Below are 17,196 nucleotides of genomic sequence, written 5' to 3'. Positions count from 1 at the left end.
GCAGGGGGCATCAACTTGGCTATCTCCGACACACTCAGCAAGAACTCTCCAGCGCAGGGCCGACAGGGGCGCAACAAGAACCTCACCCTGACCGTCATCGCGGCCACGCAGCTGATGGTGGTGCTCGACGCCACCATCGTGAACATCGCCCTGCCGCAGATCAGGGACGCGCTGAACTTCTCCACCACCAACCTGTCGTGGGTGATCAACGCCTACACGCTGACCTTCGGCGGCCTGCTGCTGCTCGGCGGTCGCGCGGGCGACATCCTCGGCCGGCGCCGGGTCTTCATAGCCGGCACGCTCCTGTTCGGGTTCGCCTCGCTGCTCGGCGGGTTCGCGCAGGACGGCGGCATGCTGCTCGCCGCCCGCGCACTCCAGGGCATCGGCGGCGCGATCTGTTCACCGACGGCGTTCGCACTGATCGCCACCAACTTCGACGAAGGCCCCGAACGCAACAAGGCATTCGGGGTCTTCTCCGCGGTGGCCGGGTCCGGCGCCGCGATCGGCCTGCTGGCCGGCGGCGTGCTCACCGAGTACCTGGACTGGCGCTGGGTCTTCTTCGTCAACGTGCCGATCGCCGTCCTGATCGCCGTCGCCGCGCCGCGCCACATCGCCGAGTCCGAGCGCCACGAGGGCCGTTTCGACCTCCCCGGCGCGCTCACCTCGACGCTCGGCCTCGTCGGCCTGGTCTACGGCTTCATCCGCGCCGCCTCGGACGGCTGGACCGACCCGCTGACGCTCGGCTCCTTCGCGGCCGGCGTGGTGCTGATAGCCGCGTTCCTGGTCATCGAGACCCGGACCGCTCAGCCGATCACCCCGCTGAAGCTGTTCGCCGACCGGAACCGCACCGGCGGACTGGTGATGATGCTCTGCCTGGCCGCGGCCATGTTCGGCATCTTCTTCTACATCACGCTCTTCGTGCAGGGTCCGCTCGACTACAGCCCGCTGAAGTCCGGCTTCGCCTTCCTGCCGATCAGCGCGTCCATCATCGTGGCCGCCCAGCTCGCCTCCAGCCTGCAGGTCAAGTACGGTCCGAAGCCGTTCATGGCCGGCGGTTCGCTGCTGGTCACCATCGGGCTCAGCTGGCTGACCTTCATGGACGCGGACAGCGGCTACCTGGACGGCGTGCTCGGCCCCACGGTGATCTTCGGCTTCGGCATGGGCCTGGTGTTCGTCCCGGTGATGCTGCTCGCCGTCGCGGGTGTCTCCGGGGATGACACCGGCGCCGCCTCCGGTCTGCTCAACTCGATGCAGCAGATCGGCGGTTCGCTCGGCCTGTCGATCCTGACCACGGTGTTCGCGCACTACGCGACCGCCGAGGCCAAGGTCCAGCTGCCCGGCTTCATGGCCACGGCCACGCCGGACCAGAAGGCCTGGCTGCTGGAGAAGCAGGAGTTCCCGCAGGGCACCGGGGCGGCCAACGAGGTGCTCGCGCAGGGCATCTCGCACGGCTTCATCGCGGGCGCCGCGCTGGCGTTCCTCGCGCTGCTGGTCGCGGTCTTCGTCGTCAAGGCCAAGGCATCCGACCTGCCGTCCGAGGCCGCCGGCGTCGCGATGCACTGAGCACCACCCACTGAGCACCACCCACCGGGCACCACCCACTGGGCACGGCTCGCTGAACACCTGGCACCGTGCACGGCGCACTTCGGGCACCATGCACCGAACGGCCGCCGGACGTGAGGGCCGGCCGGGAGCAGTACGCTCCCGGCCGGCCCTCACGCTTCCCCCGACTCCCCCGGCCCCCTTCGCCCTGCCGCCCCCGCCCCCGCCCCGCCCCCGGCGCCACGCGGCGCCGCGCAGCCCGGGGCTCAGCGCCCGCCGACGTAGCCGTCGCCGTACAGCCCCAGCCGTGCGCACGCACCGTCCCGCTCGGAGGAGGTCTCCGCCGGAGGGCGCTCGACGAGGATCCGCCGGGCCCGGGACTCCGCCAGGCTGGTCGCGTACCAGGGCGAGCCCTCCGCCGCCCCGTACGACGCGAAGGCGTCCAGCGCGCAGGTCCGGTAGTCGCCCGGCAGCCGGTCCAGGGCCGGGACGGCGTCCGGTGACAGGCTCCGGACGTTGCGCAGGTCGATCCGGCCGGTCTGCTCGAAGCGGGCGACGTTCTGCTCGGCGACGATCGCGTCCGGCCCCATCAGGCCGTAGACGGCGGCGGCCACCGCCGCGCTGAGCACCGCGGCGCGCGGCAGCCAGGCCGTCGAGCGGGTCAGGCCGGACGCGATGAGGAGCAGGAAGACGACGCCGAGCCAGACCTCGACCACCAGCACCCAGAGCCGGAGCGAGGTCAGCCCCGAGGCGTCCACGTAGAACCACATCCGGCCGAGCGCCGAGGCGACGACGGTCAGGGTGAGCAGGCAGAGCGCGCCGAGCAGCAGCCGCACCAGCCGGTGGTCGGCCTCGGTGCCGCGCGGCGCCCAGCGCCGGGCGAGGGCGACCACGAACAGGGTCAGCACGGTGACCACCAGCAGCTGCCAGAAGCCCTGTCGGGCGTACTCGGAGCGGCTCATCCCGGTCGTCTCGGTGATCGAGTCCCGGCCGCCGAGCACCACCACGGCCTGGACCACCGCGAAGGCGCCGAACATCAGGTCGAGCGCGACCAGCGGCAGTGCCCACTCCAGCCGGCCCCGCGCACGGGCCGGGCGGACCACCGTGCGGTCCCAGCGCCGGGGGCCGGCGGCGATCCGGGCGAAGCCGAGCGCGGTCGCCAGGCCGATGACGAAGAGCACGACCCGGAAGGGGAGTTCACCGAGGTCGACGTCGGGCGTCAGGCTCTCGAAGACACCGGCCATCGCCGCGTCGGCACTGGCGAAGAGCGCTCCGAAGACGGCCACCAGCACGGCGGCCACCAGCGCCGCCTTGAGCACCGGGACCACCCTGTCCCGGCCCGCCGCTCCGCGGCCCCGCAGACCGTCGAGGGCCCAGCGCAGGCCCGGCACGAGGTTCCAGAGCAGGCCGGGCAGCGCGAGCAGGACACCGGTCCAGCGGCGGCCGCCGTGCAGCGCGAGGGAGGCGAGGCCCAGCGCGCAGAACGTCGCCAGCAGGACCGGCCAGCCGGCCTCGTACAGGGCGGGCACGGCGAGCAGGGCGACCGCGAGGGCGCTCCACAGGACGGTCCACCCGCGCGGCCCCCGGCCGGCCGAACGCGCGGCGAGCCCGGCGCCGACGGCGGCGAGCACGGCACAGAACAGCAGGTTGACGCCGAGTCCGTCGCCGAACATCCAGGTCGTCAGCAGGCCGGTCAGCAGGGCCGCCAGCAGCGCCGGGCCGGTGGGCGGCGCCTTCCGCTCGGGGTCGCTGAGCCGCAGCCACTGGAACGGCTGCGGGGCCGGGGTCCCGGGCGCCCGGTGGAAGCCGGCTCCGGCCGGCACCGCACCGTAGGGCACCGCACCATAGGGCGCCGCACCGGCCGGAACGGGGCCCGGCACAGGACCGGGCCCGGACCCGGGAGCGGACCGGGGGCCGGTGCCGGGGCCGGATCCTGGACCCGCCCCGGCCGGTGCTCCGTCCGGGGCGGGCGTGGTGTGTCCGGACATGGGTTCCCCCTCGGTGGTAGGGCGGGCGCGCGGAAGCCGCCCTCGGGGCGGTCCGCCGACCGGCGCGCGACAGCACGGGCGTGCGGCGCCGGCGGGCACGCGGAACCACACCGGTGAGGCACCGGGCACCGCGGCCAGAGCCGACTGTAGACCATTCTGAACAGGTTCAAAAACGCCGGACCCGGCTCTGTCGCACGCCTGTGACAGAGCCGGGTACGGCCTCTCGGCGCCGCGCACGAGCGCCGGTCGGCCCGGCGCGCTCCCCGCGGACCACCGGCGGAGGAAGACCCGGGAGCCCGCCCGGAAGCCCGCCCCCGGGACCCGGGAACCCACCCCGGTGAGGCCCCGCCGGGCGCCCCCGCGACCTCAGTACGTCCCGTACAGCGAGTACTGGAACGCGTCCCTCACCGCCGGTCCGAAGCTCGCCGGCCACGTCCCGAACGGCACCACCGTGTTGCTGTACGCGCCCTGCCCGCCGCCCCCGGTCGAGTAGTTCATGTTGTTCACCGCGGCACTGGTGCCGTTGCTGTTGTAGACGAACCAGTAGGACGTGCCGGCGCTCAGCGTGAGGTCGACGGCCAGCGAGTTCCAGGCGTCGGCGGTGAGCGTGCCGCTCCCGGTCGCCGCGACCAGCGTCCCCGGCGATCCGCCCGCGTCCGTGTAGACGGCCAGCTGGTAGCGGTCGTTGGGCGCCGCGCCGACCGGGCCGACGTGCACGCTCAGCGCGGTCAGCGACACCGGGGCGGCGCCGGTCGTCACCCTGCTGCCGTTCAGGTGGTTGGAGTCGGTGTCGTCGATCAGCGGGCCCACCGTGGTCCTGCCGATCGTCCTCGGCTCCGCTCCCCCGGTGGTGAACGCGAACGCGTACGGGGCGGCCAGCGCGTTGCCCGAGGTGTCCCGGACGCCCTGGACCGTCGCGGTGTACCCGGTGGTCGGCGCGAGCGGGGCGCCCGGGGTGAGGACCACGCCGTTGGCCGCCGGGTCGTAGGCCACCGTGCCCGCGACGGCCGTGCCGCCCGCGGTGGTGCGCAGCGCCACCGCGGAGGCGGTCACGCTCGCCGGGTCCAGCGGCTCCCCGAAGGAGAACCGGACCGCCGTACCGGGCGCCACGCCGTTCGCACCGCCGGCCGGGGTGGTGCCGGTGACCGTCGGCGCGGTGGTGTCGTGGCCGTAGGTCGCGGTGTACGAGCCGGCCGCGCCGTCGAAGAACGCGTACGCGACGCCCTTGACCGTCTCGGTCCGGTACGGCAGCGGACGGCCGCCCGACGTGATCCCGGTCAGCGTGCCGGCGGCCGCGTCGACCGGCAGCATCGCGCGCAGCCCGGTGGCCCCGCCGGTGATGTCGAAGGTGAGCGCGCCCCCGTTCCAGGCCAGCCGGGAGAAGGCCGAGCCGTTGCGGCCGTCCAGCCAGGTGAGCATCTGCCGGCCGGAGACCACCGGGACGCCGCGCGCCTTCGCCGCGGTGATGATCGCGTCCGAGGCGGCGGAGGCGGCGAAGTCGGTGTGGGTGTTGGCGGTCAGCGCCGCGTAGTAGCCCTCGGCCCCGTACGCGGCGTCGAGCAGGGTGGTGACGGTGCCCGGGTAGGACTGCCCGGACTCGTCGGTGAGCTGGGTGGTGGCCTGGTACTCGTCGATCACGCTGCCGTCGGTGTCGGCGAACCGCATGATCTGTGCGGTGCCGTTGAAGTAGCCCGGCCGGTCCCGGGTGAACGCGGACGGGTAGAAGTAGTAGTCGGTGTCCAGCCGGATCCCGTTGGCCAGCTTGGTCTTCGCCTGGGTGGCCCAGTCGTCCCACTCGACGCAGTGCGTGCGACTGCTCGAAGGCGTCGGCAGGGCCGGGTACTTGGCGCGCCACTGGGCCAACTGGTCCCGGTAGAGGCCCTGCAGGGCGGCGGTCGTGCCCCAGGGGCGGCAGTCGGTGGTGACGTGCACGCCGACCTCGAAGCCCTGGTCGCTGTAGGCCTTGGCCTGGGCCGGGGTGAGCGGGGCGTCGGTGTAGACGTACGAGGAGCCCCGGATGCACTCCCAGGCGGCGACCGAACAGCCCGGCGGGCTCTGCGCGAGGTAGCCGTCCCAGCGGCCGGCCGTGCCGCCGACGCCGTGGTCGTCGCCGGTCATCACCACGACGGCCTTGACGTCCCGGGGGAAGTACCAGAACCGGGGCAGCGGCTTGGCCGTCGACGCCAGCCGGGTGAGCAGGTTGGCGAGCAGCCGCTGCTGCTCGTCGGCGATCGGGATCAGCGCCTTGCCGAGGTCGTTCCAGTCCGGCTGCCCGCCGGTGCCGAAGAACATCTCACCGGCCTCGTAGCCGTCGACGCCGTCGCGCTGCTGTCCGGCCCAGGCGGCGTTGCCCTGGCGGGTCTGCACGACCGACCTGGCCAGGTCGAAGCTGAACGCGGCGGCCCGGCCGCCGCCGGCGGTGCGCAGGGTGACCGCCGGGTTGGCGGTGGCGGTGGTGGCGTCGCTGTACAGGGTGGCGACGGCGGTGGCGCCGTTCAGCGCGTAGAGGTCCGCCGCACCGTGGTAGCCCATCGTGTCGCCGGTGATCCCGGCGCCCGGCGAGAATCCGGTGTCGACCTTCAGATAGGCGTCGGAGCGGGTGCCGGTGGCCGGGGTGAGGCCGAACAGCGGTGCGAGCCGCCGGTCCGGGCGCATCGCGACCAGCCGCCCGCCGCCGTTGGTCCAGGTGGTGAACAGCGCCGCCTGGGCGGCGGTCAGCGGTGTCTCGCCGAGCAGCACCACGTCGGCGGCGGCGAGCACCTGGGGGGTGACGGCGGAGAGGTCCACCTGGCGGTAGGCGTTGAGGCCCTCCGCCTTGAGGATCTCGGCCAGGTACCGGGTGTACGGGTTGGCCTGGCTGGTGACCAGCAGGATCGGACCCTCCGCACCCGGGCCGGCACCCGGGACCGGGGGCGTCGGGGCCTCCTCGGCGGTGTAGGTCGCGTAGATCGAGAAGCTCAGCCCGCTGCGGGTGACCGGGCCGACGGTGGACGGCCAACTGCCGAACGGCTGACCGCCGTCGGCGTACGCGCTGGTGCCGCCGGGGCTGTACCGCAGGTTGTTGGCCGCCTGGGTGGTCCCGTTGGTGTTGTAGGCCAGCCAGTACGCGGTGCCGGCCGCCAGGGGCGCCGTCAGCGGGACGGTGTTCCAGCTGTGGGCGGTGAGGGTCGCGGTGGCGCTGCTCGCCAGCAGGCCGCCCGGGCTGCCGCCGCTGTCCCGGTAGACCGCCACCTGGTAGCGGTTGGCGGGCGCCGCGTCCACCGCGTCGACGTACACCGACAGGGAGGTGACCGTGCCGCCCGCCGAACCGGTCACGTAGCGCGAGGCGTTGAGGTGGCCGGAGTCGGCGGAGTCGACGGCCGTGCCGATGTCGGTGCTGCCGAGAGTGGCCGTCGCGGCCGCCCCGGGAGCGGCCGCCGCCGGGGCGGTACCCGGCCCGGAGACCAGCGCCGCCGCCGTGGCCAGGGCCGCCAGCAGGCCCCCGGCCCTCCGCCGCCACCGCCGGCCCGCTCGTGTGCCCGCGTCTGCCATGACCCCGCCCCCTGTGTCACCTCGGCCGACCGCCGTCAACGGCGTACCGGTTCCGTGCCGGACGTGTCCACGAAACCGACACGTCCGGCGTGATTCGCGACGCCCTCCCGCGCCCTGCCGTCCTGGCCCGCCCTGGCCCACCGCGGCCCGCCCTGGCCCACCGCGGCCCACCGCCGGGTCGGGCCGGAGCCGCCCGGCGCCCCCCCGGCCCGACCCGCGCGACGCGCCTACCCCTTGACCGATCCGGCCAGCAGGCCGCGGACGAAGTACCGCTGGAGGGCGAAGAAGACCGCCAGCGGGATCACGATCGACAGGAACGCCCCGGCGGTGAGCAGCTCCCAGCGCCCGCCGAACGACCCGGAGAGCTGCGCCAGCCGCACCGTCATCGGCGCGACCTCGGGCGTGCCCCCGGCGAAGGTCAGCGCGACCAGCAGGTCGTTCCAGACCCAGAGGAACTGGAAGATCGCGAACGAGGCCAGCGCCGGCGTGCAGAGCGGCAGCACGATCGAACGGAAGATCTTGAAGTGCGAGGCGCCGTCCACCACCGCCGCCTCCATCAGGTCGCGCGGCAGCTGGGCGATGAAGTTGTGCAGCAGGAAGATCGCCAGCGGCAGCGCGAACATCGTGTGCGCCAGCCAGACCGGCGCGTAGGTGCCCTTGAGCTCCAGCGCCGGGACCAGCGTCACCGAGCCCAGGTGGGCTCCCCCGGAGAACAGTTGGAGCAGCGGGATCAGCGCCATCTGGAGCGGCACCACCTGGAGCGCGAACACCACGAAGAACACCGTGTCACTGCCCCGGAACCGCACCCACGCCAGCGCGTACGCGGCCATCGCCGCCAGCGCCAGCGGGAAGAGGGTGGCGGGGACGCTGATCGCCAGCGAGTTCACCAGGAACGGCATCAGACCGGTCGAGACGCCGGAGCCGCCCTCGAACAGCACCGTGTGGTAGTTGTCCAGGCCGAGGTCCGGGTGGAGGAGGACGTTCCACCAGCCGTCGGTGGTGACGTCCTTCTTGGGCCGGAGCGAGGTCGCCAGCAGCCCCAGGGTGGGAACGGTCCAGAGCACCGTCACCACGATCACGAACGCCGAGGCGAGCGGGGTGGAGAAGGACTTCCGGACGGGACCGCCGTCACGCCGTACGCTCATCGCACCCCACGCTCCTTCCGCAGCTGGACGACGTTGTAGGCCACCAGGGGCAGCACCGCGAGGAAGAGGATCACCGCGAGCGCGCTGCCCCGCCCGGTGTTGAACTGCACGAAGGACTGCGAGTACATCTCGTTGGCCAGCACCTGGGTGCCGAAGTTCCCGCCGGTCATGGTGCGGACGATGTCGAAGGCCTTCAACGTGGTGATCATGACGGTGGTGAGCACCACCACCACCGTGGTGCGGATCATCGGCACCGTGACGTACCAGAACAGCCGCACCCCGCCCGCGCCGTCCAGCCGGGCCGCCTCGGTGACCTCGTCCGGGATCGCCTTGATCGCCGCCGACAGCACCACCATCGCGAAGCCCGTCTGCACCCACACCATCACCGCCATCAGCAGGAAGGTGTTGAGCGGCTGGGCGAGCATCCAGTTCGGCGGATGCTCCCAGCCCAGCGCGATGGCGACCTGGCTCAGCAGGCCGATCTGCTGCTGCGAGGCGTCCCGGGACTCGTAGACGAACTTGAAGATGATCGACGCGCCGACCAGCGAGATCGCCATCGGCATGAAGATCAGCGACTTGTACACCGCCTGGCCGCGCATCCGGTCCACCAGCAGCGCCAGCACCAGGCCGAGCCCGGTCGCCGCCAGCGGTGCGATCACCAGCCACAGCAGGGTGTTGACCAGCACCTCGCGCACCGACTCGGTGGTCAGCGCCCAGCCGAAGTTCTCACCGCCGACGAAGCGGCTGCTGTCGTCGCTGTAGAGGCTCAGCCAGACGGTGCGGACCAGCGGCGCGACCAGCCCGACCAGCAGCAGCACCACCGCCGGGCCGAGGAAGACGGCCACGGCCAGCGGGCGGGCGATCCGCCCGGAGGCACGGCCGGCGACCAGGAAGACCAGCAGCAGGATGCCGAGGAAGCCGGCGATCGCGCCGAATCCGTTGCCGAACTTGACCACCGCGTCGCCCCAGGCGCCGGCGGCGAGTGCGGGGGCGGAGAGGGACATGGCGGGACGTCCTTTCCCGTGCGGACTGCGGACTGCGGGCTGCGGACTGCGGACTGCGTGCCGGGGACGAGGAACGGCGGACGGGGAGGGAGAGCGGGGAAGGGCGCGGCGCACCCACGGGCACCGGAGCCGACGGGCGGAGGCCGACCCGGGCGGTCAGCCGGGCGGCAGGCCGGGCCCGGAGGCCGCCGAACCCCCGGAGGGGGCGGGCGGTGCGGGTGGGTGGCCCCGCACCGCCCTCGACAGGTGGTCCTCCGGCACCGCCCCGGCCGCTACTGCGGCCAGGCGGCGTCGATGTCGGCGGCGGTCTTCTGGATCGACTGGCCCTCGGCGAACCAGGCGGTGAGCGACTTCCACTCCTGCCCGGCGCCGACCGCGGCCGGCATCAGGTCCGAACCGTCGAAGCGGAACGTCGCCGCCGGGTCGGTCAGCGCGGCGGCGGACAGCCGGTCGATCGGGTCGGTGTACAGGCTCTTGTCCACCCCCTGGTTGGCGGAGACCCAGCCGGTGGCCGTCCGTACCCGGCTGCTCGCCCACTCGGCGCTGGAGAGGTAGTTCTGCACCGCCTGCACCTCGGGCCGGCTCGCGAACGCGGTGAGGAACTCCCCGCCGCCCTCGACCGGGCTGGGCACCGACGGGTCCACGGCCGGCAGCTGGAAGGCGAAGATGTCGCCGTCCTCGCCGATCTTCGTCTCCTTCGGCCACTGCGCCTTGTAGAACGAGGCCTGCTGGAGCATGAAGCACTTGCCGGTCAGGATCGGCGCCCCGGCGTCCTGGAAGGTGGTGGTCGCGATCGACTTCACGTCACCGTAGCCGCCGTTGACCCAGGCCGGGTTCTGCATCCAGTCGGCGACGGTCTTCATGGCCGCGGTGATCTTCGGGTCGGAGAACTTCACCTGGTGCTTGACCCACTGGTCGTACACCTCGCCGCCGTACGAGCCGAGCACCACCTCCTCCAGCCAGTCGGTCGCGGGCCAGCCGGTGGCCGTCCCGGAGCCGATGCCGCCGCACCACGGCTTGCCGCCACCGGCCTTGGCGATCCGGTCGCTGAGCGCCATCAGGTCGGCCCAGGTCTTCGGGACCTCGTAGCCGGCCTGCTTGAAGGCCTTCGGCGAGTACCAGACCAGGGACTTCATGTTGGCGCTCATCGGCGCGGCGTAGAAGGTCCCGTTGACCGAGCCGTAGGTCTTCCAGACCGGGCTCCACTTCGCCTGGTTGTCCACGGTCCGCTGCGGCGGCTTGGCCACCTTGCCGCTCTTGACCATCTGCGCCAGCAGGCCCGGCTGCGGGATGATCGCGAAGTCCGGGGCGTTGCCGCCGCTCACCCGCACGGGGAGCTGGGACTCGAAGTCGTTGCTGCCCTCGTAGCTGATCCGGATCCCCGTACAGGATCCGAACTCGGCCCAGGACTTCTCCAGGTTGTCGGACTCGGGGCTGAGGATCGAGGCGAAGACCGTCACCGTCTTGCCCGAATGCCCGGCGTACGGCTGGTACTTGGCGCAGTCACCGGACAGGGTCTGGTTCCCGCCTCCGGAGTCGCCGTCCGAACTGCCCGAACTGTTGGAACAGGCCGCGGTCAGCGCCACCGCGGCCAGCAGGGCCGGCAGGGCGAGCAGACGGCGGCGGGTACGCGTGGACGGCACGGTCGGGGTGGGGGTCAATGCGGTCCTCCTCGCCAGGGCGTGGAAACGCTCGGCAAAACGACAGAACGACATTGCGCTGTACCGGAGATCGACGTTCGACATGGACGCGGCGGCCGGCCGATCTGACGACGTTAACCCAGCCGCCACGTGCCGCCAAGGTGCGCGCGCGGCCTTCACCACCACGTGCCCCAGTTGTGACCCGGCCGCACCGGCCGCACACATCCCGGCGCCGGTGCGGCACCCCGCCCGCCCACCGGACGCCGGCCGCGCCCACCCCGCCGGCCGCGCCGGACCGCCCGGGGACGCCGACGGCCCCGCCCGGACCGGACGGGGCCGCAATGGCATGACGATCCGTCAGAAGAGCCGGACCGGGATCTCCTTGAGCGCGTTCACCACCAGCGACCCGCTGGGCAGCAGCTCCCCGTCCGGCACCTCCAGTGCCAGCCCCGGGAACCGCTCGAACAGCGCCGGCAGCGCGATCCCCGCCTCCAGCCGGGCCAGCGGCGACCCCGGGCACACGTGCGGGCCGTGCCCGAAGGACAGGTGCCGGATCGGATCCCGGGTGACGTCGAACAGCTCCGCCGTCACCCCGTGCTGCAGCGGGTCCCGGCCGATCGCGTTGTACGAGATCAGCACCGGCTCGCCCTTGGGGATCACGGTGTCCCCCACCGGGACGTCCTCGGCCGCGAAGCGGAACAGGAAGTTGCTGGTCGGCGGCGTCCAGCGGAGCGACTCCTCGACCACCGCGTCCCAGCCCACCTCGCCCGCCCGCACCAGCGCCAGCTGGTCCGGATGGGCCAGCAGCGCCCGCACCGCGTTGCCGATCAGGTTGACCGTGGTCTCGTGACCCGCCGCGATGATCACCCGCAGGGTGGCCGCCGCCTCCGCGTCGGTCAGCGCCCCGCCCTCGGCGTCCGCGAGCAGCAGCACACTGGCCAGGTCGTCACCGGGAGCGGAACGGCGCTGCGCCACCAGGTCGTTGACGAAGGCGTTGAGTCCGGCGATGGTCGCCTGGATGCCCTCCGGGTTCGGCCGGGCACCGAAGAACCGCTCGTACAGGTCACGCAGGAGGCCGTGGTCGGACTCCGGCACCCCGAGCAGCGAGCAGATCACCGTCATCGGCAGCGGGAACGCGAACGCCGACTTGAGGTCCACCACCGGCTCCCCCGCCGCCAGCGTGTCCAGCAGGCCACTCGTGATCGCCTCGACCTGCGGACGCATCAGCTCCACCCGGCGCGGCGTGAACGCCTGCGCCACCAGCGCGCGCAGCCGCCGGTGCGCGGCGCCGTCGGTGGTCACCATGCTCGGCCCGGGCACGGCCAGCCCGATCAGCGGCCAGGTCTTCGGGACCTCGCCGCGCTGGAACGCCGCCCAGTGCGCGGCGTCCTTGACCAGCCGGGCATCGGTCAGCAGATCACGGGCGGCCGCGTGCCTGGTCACCGCCCAGGCGGCCACACCGCCGGGCAGCACGACCGGCACCGCCGGTCCGGCGGCCCGCAGCAGCGCACCCTCGGCGGCGTTGTCGCGCGCCAGCGGGTCGAGGACGATCGGGGCGGGAACGATCGGGGCGGGGGCGGTCATCGGTGACAACTCTCCTTCGGTTCTGGTCCTGCTCGACAACGGCGGGCCTCAGCCCGCGTACCCCGGCGCGTACGACACCGGCAGCGCCACCAGCCCGCGCACCCACGCCGACGGCCGCCACACCAACGCGTGCTCGGCCACCGCCAGCCGCAGGTCGGGCAGCCGGTCCAGGAGCACCTCCACCGCCGTCGTCGCGATCACCTCGGCCGCCTCCTGCGCCGGGAACGGGCAGCCGTGCTCCCCGTACGAGTAGCTGAGGTACGCGCGGTTGCCCTCGGCCGGCCGACCGTCCGCCTGCCGGACCGACGGGTCCGCGTTCGCCCCCGCGAAACCGAGCAGCACCATGTCCCCGGCGGCGATCCGCTGCCCGCCGAGCCGGGTGTCCCGGGTCGCCCAGCGGCCGGCGAAGATCTGCGTCGGGGTGTCCTCCCAGAGCGCCTCGTTCAGCGCCTGGCTGATGCTGCGCCGGCCGCCGGAGAGCGAGGCGGCGAACCGCTCGTCGGTCAGCATCAGCCGCAGCGCGTTGGAGATCCAGTACGAGGTCGGCTGGTGGCCCGCGATCAGCAGCACCCGCAGGTCCCGCATGACCTCCTCGTGCTCCAGGCCCGCCGGGTGCGCCAGCATCCGCGAGGCGACGTCGTCGCCCGGGTGCACGGCCTTCTCCTCGACCAGTTCCAGCATGGTGGCGAGCAGCCGCTGCGCGCCGGCCGGCGCGTCCGGACCGCCGTCCAGCATGGTGAGCAGGCCCTCGATCAGGACCGGTGCCTGCTCCTCGCTCAGCCCGAGCACCCGGCAGAGCACCAGCAGCGGCAGCCGGTGCGCGTACTCGGCGACCAGGTCGGCCTCGCCGCGGCCGGCGAACCCGTCGATCAGCCGGTCGGCGAGCTCCTCGCAGTGCTTGCGCAGCTCGTACGGGTCGACGGCGGCCAGTGCGTCGGTGACCGCCCGCGAGCGGCGGACGTGCTCCTCGCCCTCGGCGTACAGGATCGACGGCACCGGGGCCATCATCGGCTTGAGCGGCCAGTCCTCCGGGACGGTCGCCCAGCCGGTCCAGCGGGTCGAGTCCCGGCCGAACAGCTGCGGCTGGCCGGTCACCAGCTGGAGCTCGCGGTAGCCGATCACCAGCCAGGCCGGGACCCCGCCGGCCAGCTCGACCGGCGCGACCGGGCCGTGCGCGGTCCTGAGCTCGCGGTAGAGCTGGGCCGGGTCGGTCTGGAAGCGCGGCCCGTACAGCGGGGTGGCCCCGGCGTGCGCGGGGCAGCCCGGCGGCGGGGTGGCGGCGGGCTCGGTCACGGGGTGCTCTCCTCATAGACGGTGGCGGCGGCAGCGGAGCGGGGACCGGCCGCCTCGGCCTCGGCCCGGGCGGCCAGGTGGCGGACCAGCTCGATCAGCACCCGCTTGCCGGACTCCCGGTCGCGGGCGTCGCAGTCCACCAGCGGCACCTCGGGCGGCAGGTCGAGCGCCTCGCGGACCTGCTCCAGGGTGTGGGTCGGCTCGCCGAAGTTGTTGCGGGCGACGATGAACGGCGTGCCGTGGTGTTCCAGCCGGTCGATGGCGTACCAGGAGTCGGCCAGCCGCCGGGTGTCCACCAGGACGACCGCGCCGAGGGCGCCGCTGAACAGCCGGTCCCAGAGGAACCAGAACCGCTCCTGGCCGGGGGCGCCGAACAGGTACAGCACCTGGCTGGCGGACAGCGTGATCCGGCCGAAGTCGAACGCGACCGTGGTGGACCGCTTGCCCCAGGCTCCCGAGGGGTCGTCGATCCCCTCGCCCGCCTTGGTCATGGTCTCCTCGGTGTTCAGCGGGCGGATCTCGCTGACCGAACCGACCAGGGTGGTCTTGCCCACGCCGAAGCCGCCGACCACGACGATCTTGAACGCGTTGTCGGCTGTGCGGCGCAGCGGCGTCCGGCGGGCCGGCCTGCTGTCCGCGTCCGGAGCCGGGGACGGGCTCGCGGCCGGAGCCGGGGACGCGCTCGCGTCCGGAGCCGGGAGCCGGTCCGCGTCCGGAGCGGCGTCCGGAGCCGGGGCCACGGCGCCGCCCGGGCCGTCAGAGCTGTTGGAGTCCATGCAACACCTGCTTCAGCGTGTCGAGATCGGGCAGCCGGGCCTTGTTCGGCGCGAACCGCGGGTGCCGGGCGGTGACCGCCCCGGCCTCCAGGAGGTCGCCGAGGAGGATCTTCACCACCGAGATCGGGAGGGCCAGTTCGGCGGCGACCTCCACCACGGCGGTCGGCGCCTCGCACATCCGCAGGATGCGCACGTGCTCCGACTGCATGCCCGGGGCCGGCGCGCGCTCGGCGACGATCAGGGTGACCAGGTCGAAGGCGTTCTCCGGGGCCCGGCTGCGGCCGCGGGTGATGGTGTACAGGCGGTCCGGGTCGTCGTCCCGGCCCGGCCGGACCGGCCGCCCGTCGGTGCTCCCCCCGCGCTCGCTCATGCCCCGGCGCCCTCACCCGTCACGGCGTCCCCCGACCGGCCGGCCGACCCGCCGGCCGCCCCGGCGTCGTCCCGGGCGGGGGCGCTGAGGTGGACGCCGATCTGCTCGATCAGGCCGTGCATGTTGTGGCCGACCACGCCGACGTCCGCGTCCTCGTCGGTGACGACGGCCAGGTGGGCGCCCTCGCCAGCCGCCACGATGCAGAGGATGCCGCCGTGGAACTCGGTCATCGACTGCCGCACGCCGCCGCTGCCGTCGCCGAACTCGATGGAGGCGCCGTGCGCCAGGCTCTGCAGTCCGGAGGCGATGGCGGCCAGCTGGTCGGCCTGGTCGGCGCTCAGCCCGGAGGTGTGGCAGAGCTTGAGGCCGTCGGCGGAGAGCACCAGGGCGTGCCGGGTGCCGGGGGTGGCGGTCAGCAGGTTTTCCAACAGCCAGTCGAGGTCGCGGTCGGTGGCGCTGCTCATCAGGAGTCCTTCTCGGTGACGGGGGAAGCGTCGGACGTGGTCGTGTCCGTGGTCGGCGCGTCGGTGCCCGTGGTCGGCACGTCGGCGCCCTTGGCCTGCTGGGCGGCCCTGCGGAACGCGCCGAACCGGGCGGCGGCGCTCGCCGTGTCGGCGCGGGCGGGCCTCCCGGCGGGCTCGGCCGCGGGGGCGGCCAAGGTCAGCGTCTGGCCGCGGCGGCGCTGCGGCAGTCCGCTGTCGGTGACCGGTACCTGGAGCGGGGCCGGGGCGTGGGCCGGCCGCGGTTCCGGGATCGTCGCCGCGGGAGCCGGTGCGGGGGCCGCCGCGGGAGCCGAGGGCACGGAGCCGGTGAGCGTCGGGCCGGTGGACACCGGGGCGGCGAGCGCCGGGCGTGCGGGGGTGAGCGCGGGGCGCGGGAGAGCCGGGGCGATCTGCTCCGTGGAGATGGGCGCCGGGGCGGGCGCCGGCTCGGCGTGCGTGACCAGCTGCTGCGGGATCAGCATCACCACCCCGGTACCGCCGCGGGCCGACGGCCGGAAGGAGATCTGCAGCCCGTACTTGCGGGCCAGCACGCCGACCACCGCGAGTCCGATCCTGGTCCCCGCGGACAGCGTGGTGAGGTCGAGCGGCTCGGCCGACACGGCCCGCTCGGCCCGGCGCAGCCAGCTGTCGCCGAGCCCCAGGCCGCTGTCCTCGACGGTGATCGCCAGGCCGGCCGGCACCTCCTCGACGTAGACGTGCACCTCGGCCGGCGGGGCGGAGAAGTTGGTGGCGTTGTCCATCAGCTCGGCGAGCGCGTGCATCACGCCCTCGGCCGCGAACCCGGCCACCGCGGCCGTGCTCGCGTTGTGCAGCCGGACCCGCTGGTAGGCGCCGATCCGGCCGAGCGCGCCGCGCAGCACCGACTCCACGGCGATCGGCTTGGCCCAGCGGCGCCCCGAGCGGGCGCCGGTGAGCACCGCGATGCCGTCCGCCATCCGGCCGGCCTGCGCCGTGGAGTGGTCCAGCCGGAGCAGGTCCCCGAGGACCTCCTCGTCGTGCCGGTGCTGCATCTCGCGCAGCTCCGCGTGCATGCTCGTGGCCAGCGCCTGGACCCGGCCGGCGGCGGTCGCGCAGACCGCCAGGGCGGCGGCCCGCAGCCGCTCGCCGCGGCCGATCTCCTCCGCGACGGCGCGCAGCAGCGGGTACCGGGGGTGGTCGCGGTGCGCGGCGAGCGCGGCGTCCACGGACGCGCCGGTCCGCAGCCGCTTCGCCACCTCGGGCAGCACCTCGTCGGCCAGCCGGTCCAGTGCCTCGCGCCCGGTGCGCTCGGCCTCCGCCTCGGCCTGCGCCCGGGCGAGTTCCGCGCGGGCGGCGGCCGCGTCCGCCTCGGCACGCTCCTGCCCGGCGAGGGCCTCGTCCCGTTCGGTCTCCCGGATGACGGCCAGCTGCAGGGCGGCCGCCCTGGCCTGCTCGGCCGCACCGGCGACCACCAGTGCCGCCACGGCCTCGCCGTCGTGCCCGGCCAGTTCCTCGCCCAGTCGGCGGGCCCGCTCGGTGGCGGTCCCCGCCTGCCAGACGGCGATCAGCCACAGCGCGGTGACCGCGCACACGGCCGCGGCGGTCAGCGGCTGGTCGGCGTCCATCGCCCGCTGCACCCCCACCGGCCCGGCCACCGCCGCCAGCAGGGCGGAGGCCGCCATCAGGGCCCTGGTACGCGCGGCGGGTCGTCGGCGTGACCCGCCGTCGTGGCTGGTGCGTTCTGTCATCGGTGGCGGTGTCCTCGGCAGCGGGGAGGGGCGAATGCGCGACCGCCCGGCCGACGTCGTGAAACGTCTCCGGGCGGGTGATTCGGTACACGCAGTCGGCCGATCATATCCATT

General features: G+C 73.9%; 12 protein-coding genes. 1 reads left to right on the top strand and 11 read right to left on the bottom strand.

Annotated features, from left to right (window positions below):
* Positions 1-15: 15 nt before the first annotated feature.
* Positions 16-1,563 (top strand): MFS transporter, encoded by a 1,548-nt coding sequence (locus OG550_RS25265; RefSeq protein WP_442906076.1) that lies wholly within the window; start codon positions 16-18, stop codon positions 1,561-1,563.
* 245 nt (positions 1,564-1,808) lie between these two features.
* Here OG550_RS25265 and OG550_RS25260 read toward each other — a convergent pair whose 3' ends face one another.
* The 11 genes from OG550_RS25260 to OG550_RS25210 all read right to left on the bottom strand — a co-directional run bounded on the left by OG550_RS25260 (position 1,809) and on the right by OG550_RS25210 (position 17,082).
* On the bottom strand, positions 1,809-3,380 hold the full coding sequence (locus OG550_RS25260) for a DUF4153 domain-containing protein (protein ID WP_327681203.1): 1,572 nt from the start codon (positions 3,378-3,380) through the stop codon (positions 1,809-1,811).
* 516 nt (positions 3,381-3,896) lie between these two features.
* Complete coding sequence (locus OG550_RS25255; RefSeq protein WP_327681201.1) at positions 3,897-7,061, bottom strand: Ig-like domain-containing protein; 3,165 nt, start codon at positions 7,059-7,061, stop codon at positions 3,897-3,899.
* A gap of 227 nt (positions 7,062-7,288) precedes the next feature.
* A complete protein-coding gene (locus OG550_RS25250) occupies positions 7,289-8,206 on the bottom strand; it encodes a carbohydrate ABC transporter permease (protein ID WP_327681199.1) in 918 nt (305 codons plus the stop codon).
* Positions 8,203-9,210, bottom strand: a complete 1,008-nt coding sequence (locus tag OG550_RS25245; RefSeq protein WP_327681197.1) for a carbohydrate ABC transporter permease — start codon at positions 9,208-9,210, stop codon at positions 8,203-8,205. Before OG550_RS25245 ends, OG550_RS25250 begins: the two co-directional genes overlap by 4 nt.
* 272 nt (positions 9,211-9,482) lie before the next feature.
* Positions 9,483-10,871, bottom strand: a complete 1,389-nt coding sequence (locus OG550_RS25240) for an ABC transporter substrate-binding protein (protein WP_327681195.1) — start codon at positions 10,869-10,871, stop codon at positions 9,483-9,485.
* Between the two features lie 336 nt (positions 10,872-11,207).
* Entirely contained in the window at positions 11,208-12,434 is a 1,227-nt protein-coding gene (locus OG550_RS25235; protein ID WP_327681193.1) for a cytochrome P450 family protein, read from the bottom strand.
* Between the two features lie 48 nt (positions 12,435-12,482).
* Positions 12,483-13,727 (bottom strand): cytochrome P450, encoded by a 1,245-nt coding sequence (locus OG550_RS25230; RefSeq protein WP_327681191.1) that lies wholly within the window; start codon positions 13,725-13,727, stop codon positions 12,483-12,485.
* Positions 13,724-14,503 carry a GTP-binding protein gene (locus OG550_RS25225; RefSeq protein ID WP_327681190.1) on the bottom strand — a complete coding sequence of 260 codons (780 nt, stop codon included), beginning with the start codon at positions 14,501-14,503 and terminating at the stop codon, positions 13,724-13,726. Before OG550_RS25225 ends, OG550_RS25230 begins: the two co-directional genes overlap by 4 nt.
* Positions 14,484-14,873: a DUF742 domain-containing protein gene (locus OG550_RS25220; RefSeq protein ID WP_327681188.1), complete on the bottom strand. Its 390-nt coding sequence runs from the start codon at positions 14,871-14,873 to the stop codon at positions 14,484-14,486. Before OG550_RS25220 ends, OG550_RS25225 begins: the two co-directional genes overlap by 20 nt.
* Positions 14,870-15,337 (bottom strand): roadblock/LC7 domain-containing protein, encoded by a 468-nt coding sequence (locus OG550_RS25215; protein WP_327681186.1) that lies wholly within the window; start codon positions 15,335-15,337, stop codon positions 14,870-14,872. The genes OG550_RS25220 and OG550_RS25215 overlap by 4 nt, the downstream gene beginning before the upstream one ends.
* Positions 15,337-17,082, bottom strand: coding sequence for a sensor histidine kinase (locus OG550_RS25210; protein ID WP_327681184.1), 1,746 nt, complete (start codon positions 17,080-17,082; stop codon positions 15,337-15,339). Before OG550_RS25210 ends, OG550_RS25215 begins: the two co-directional genes overlap by 1 nt.
* Positions 17,083-17,196: the final 114 nt, after the last annotated feature.

The organism is Kitasatospora sp. NBC_00458 (assembly GCF_036013975.1).
Lineage (GTDB): Bacteria > Actinomycetota > Actinomycetes > Streptomycetales > Streptomycetaceae > Kitasatospora.
This window is presented reverse-complemented; position numbering and strand designations above follow the sequence as displayed.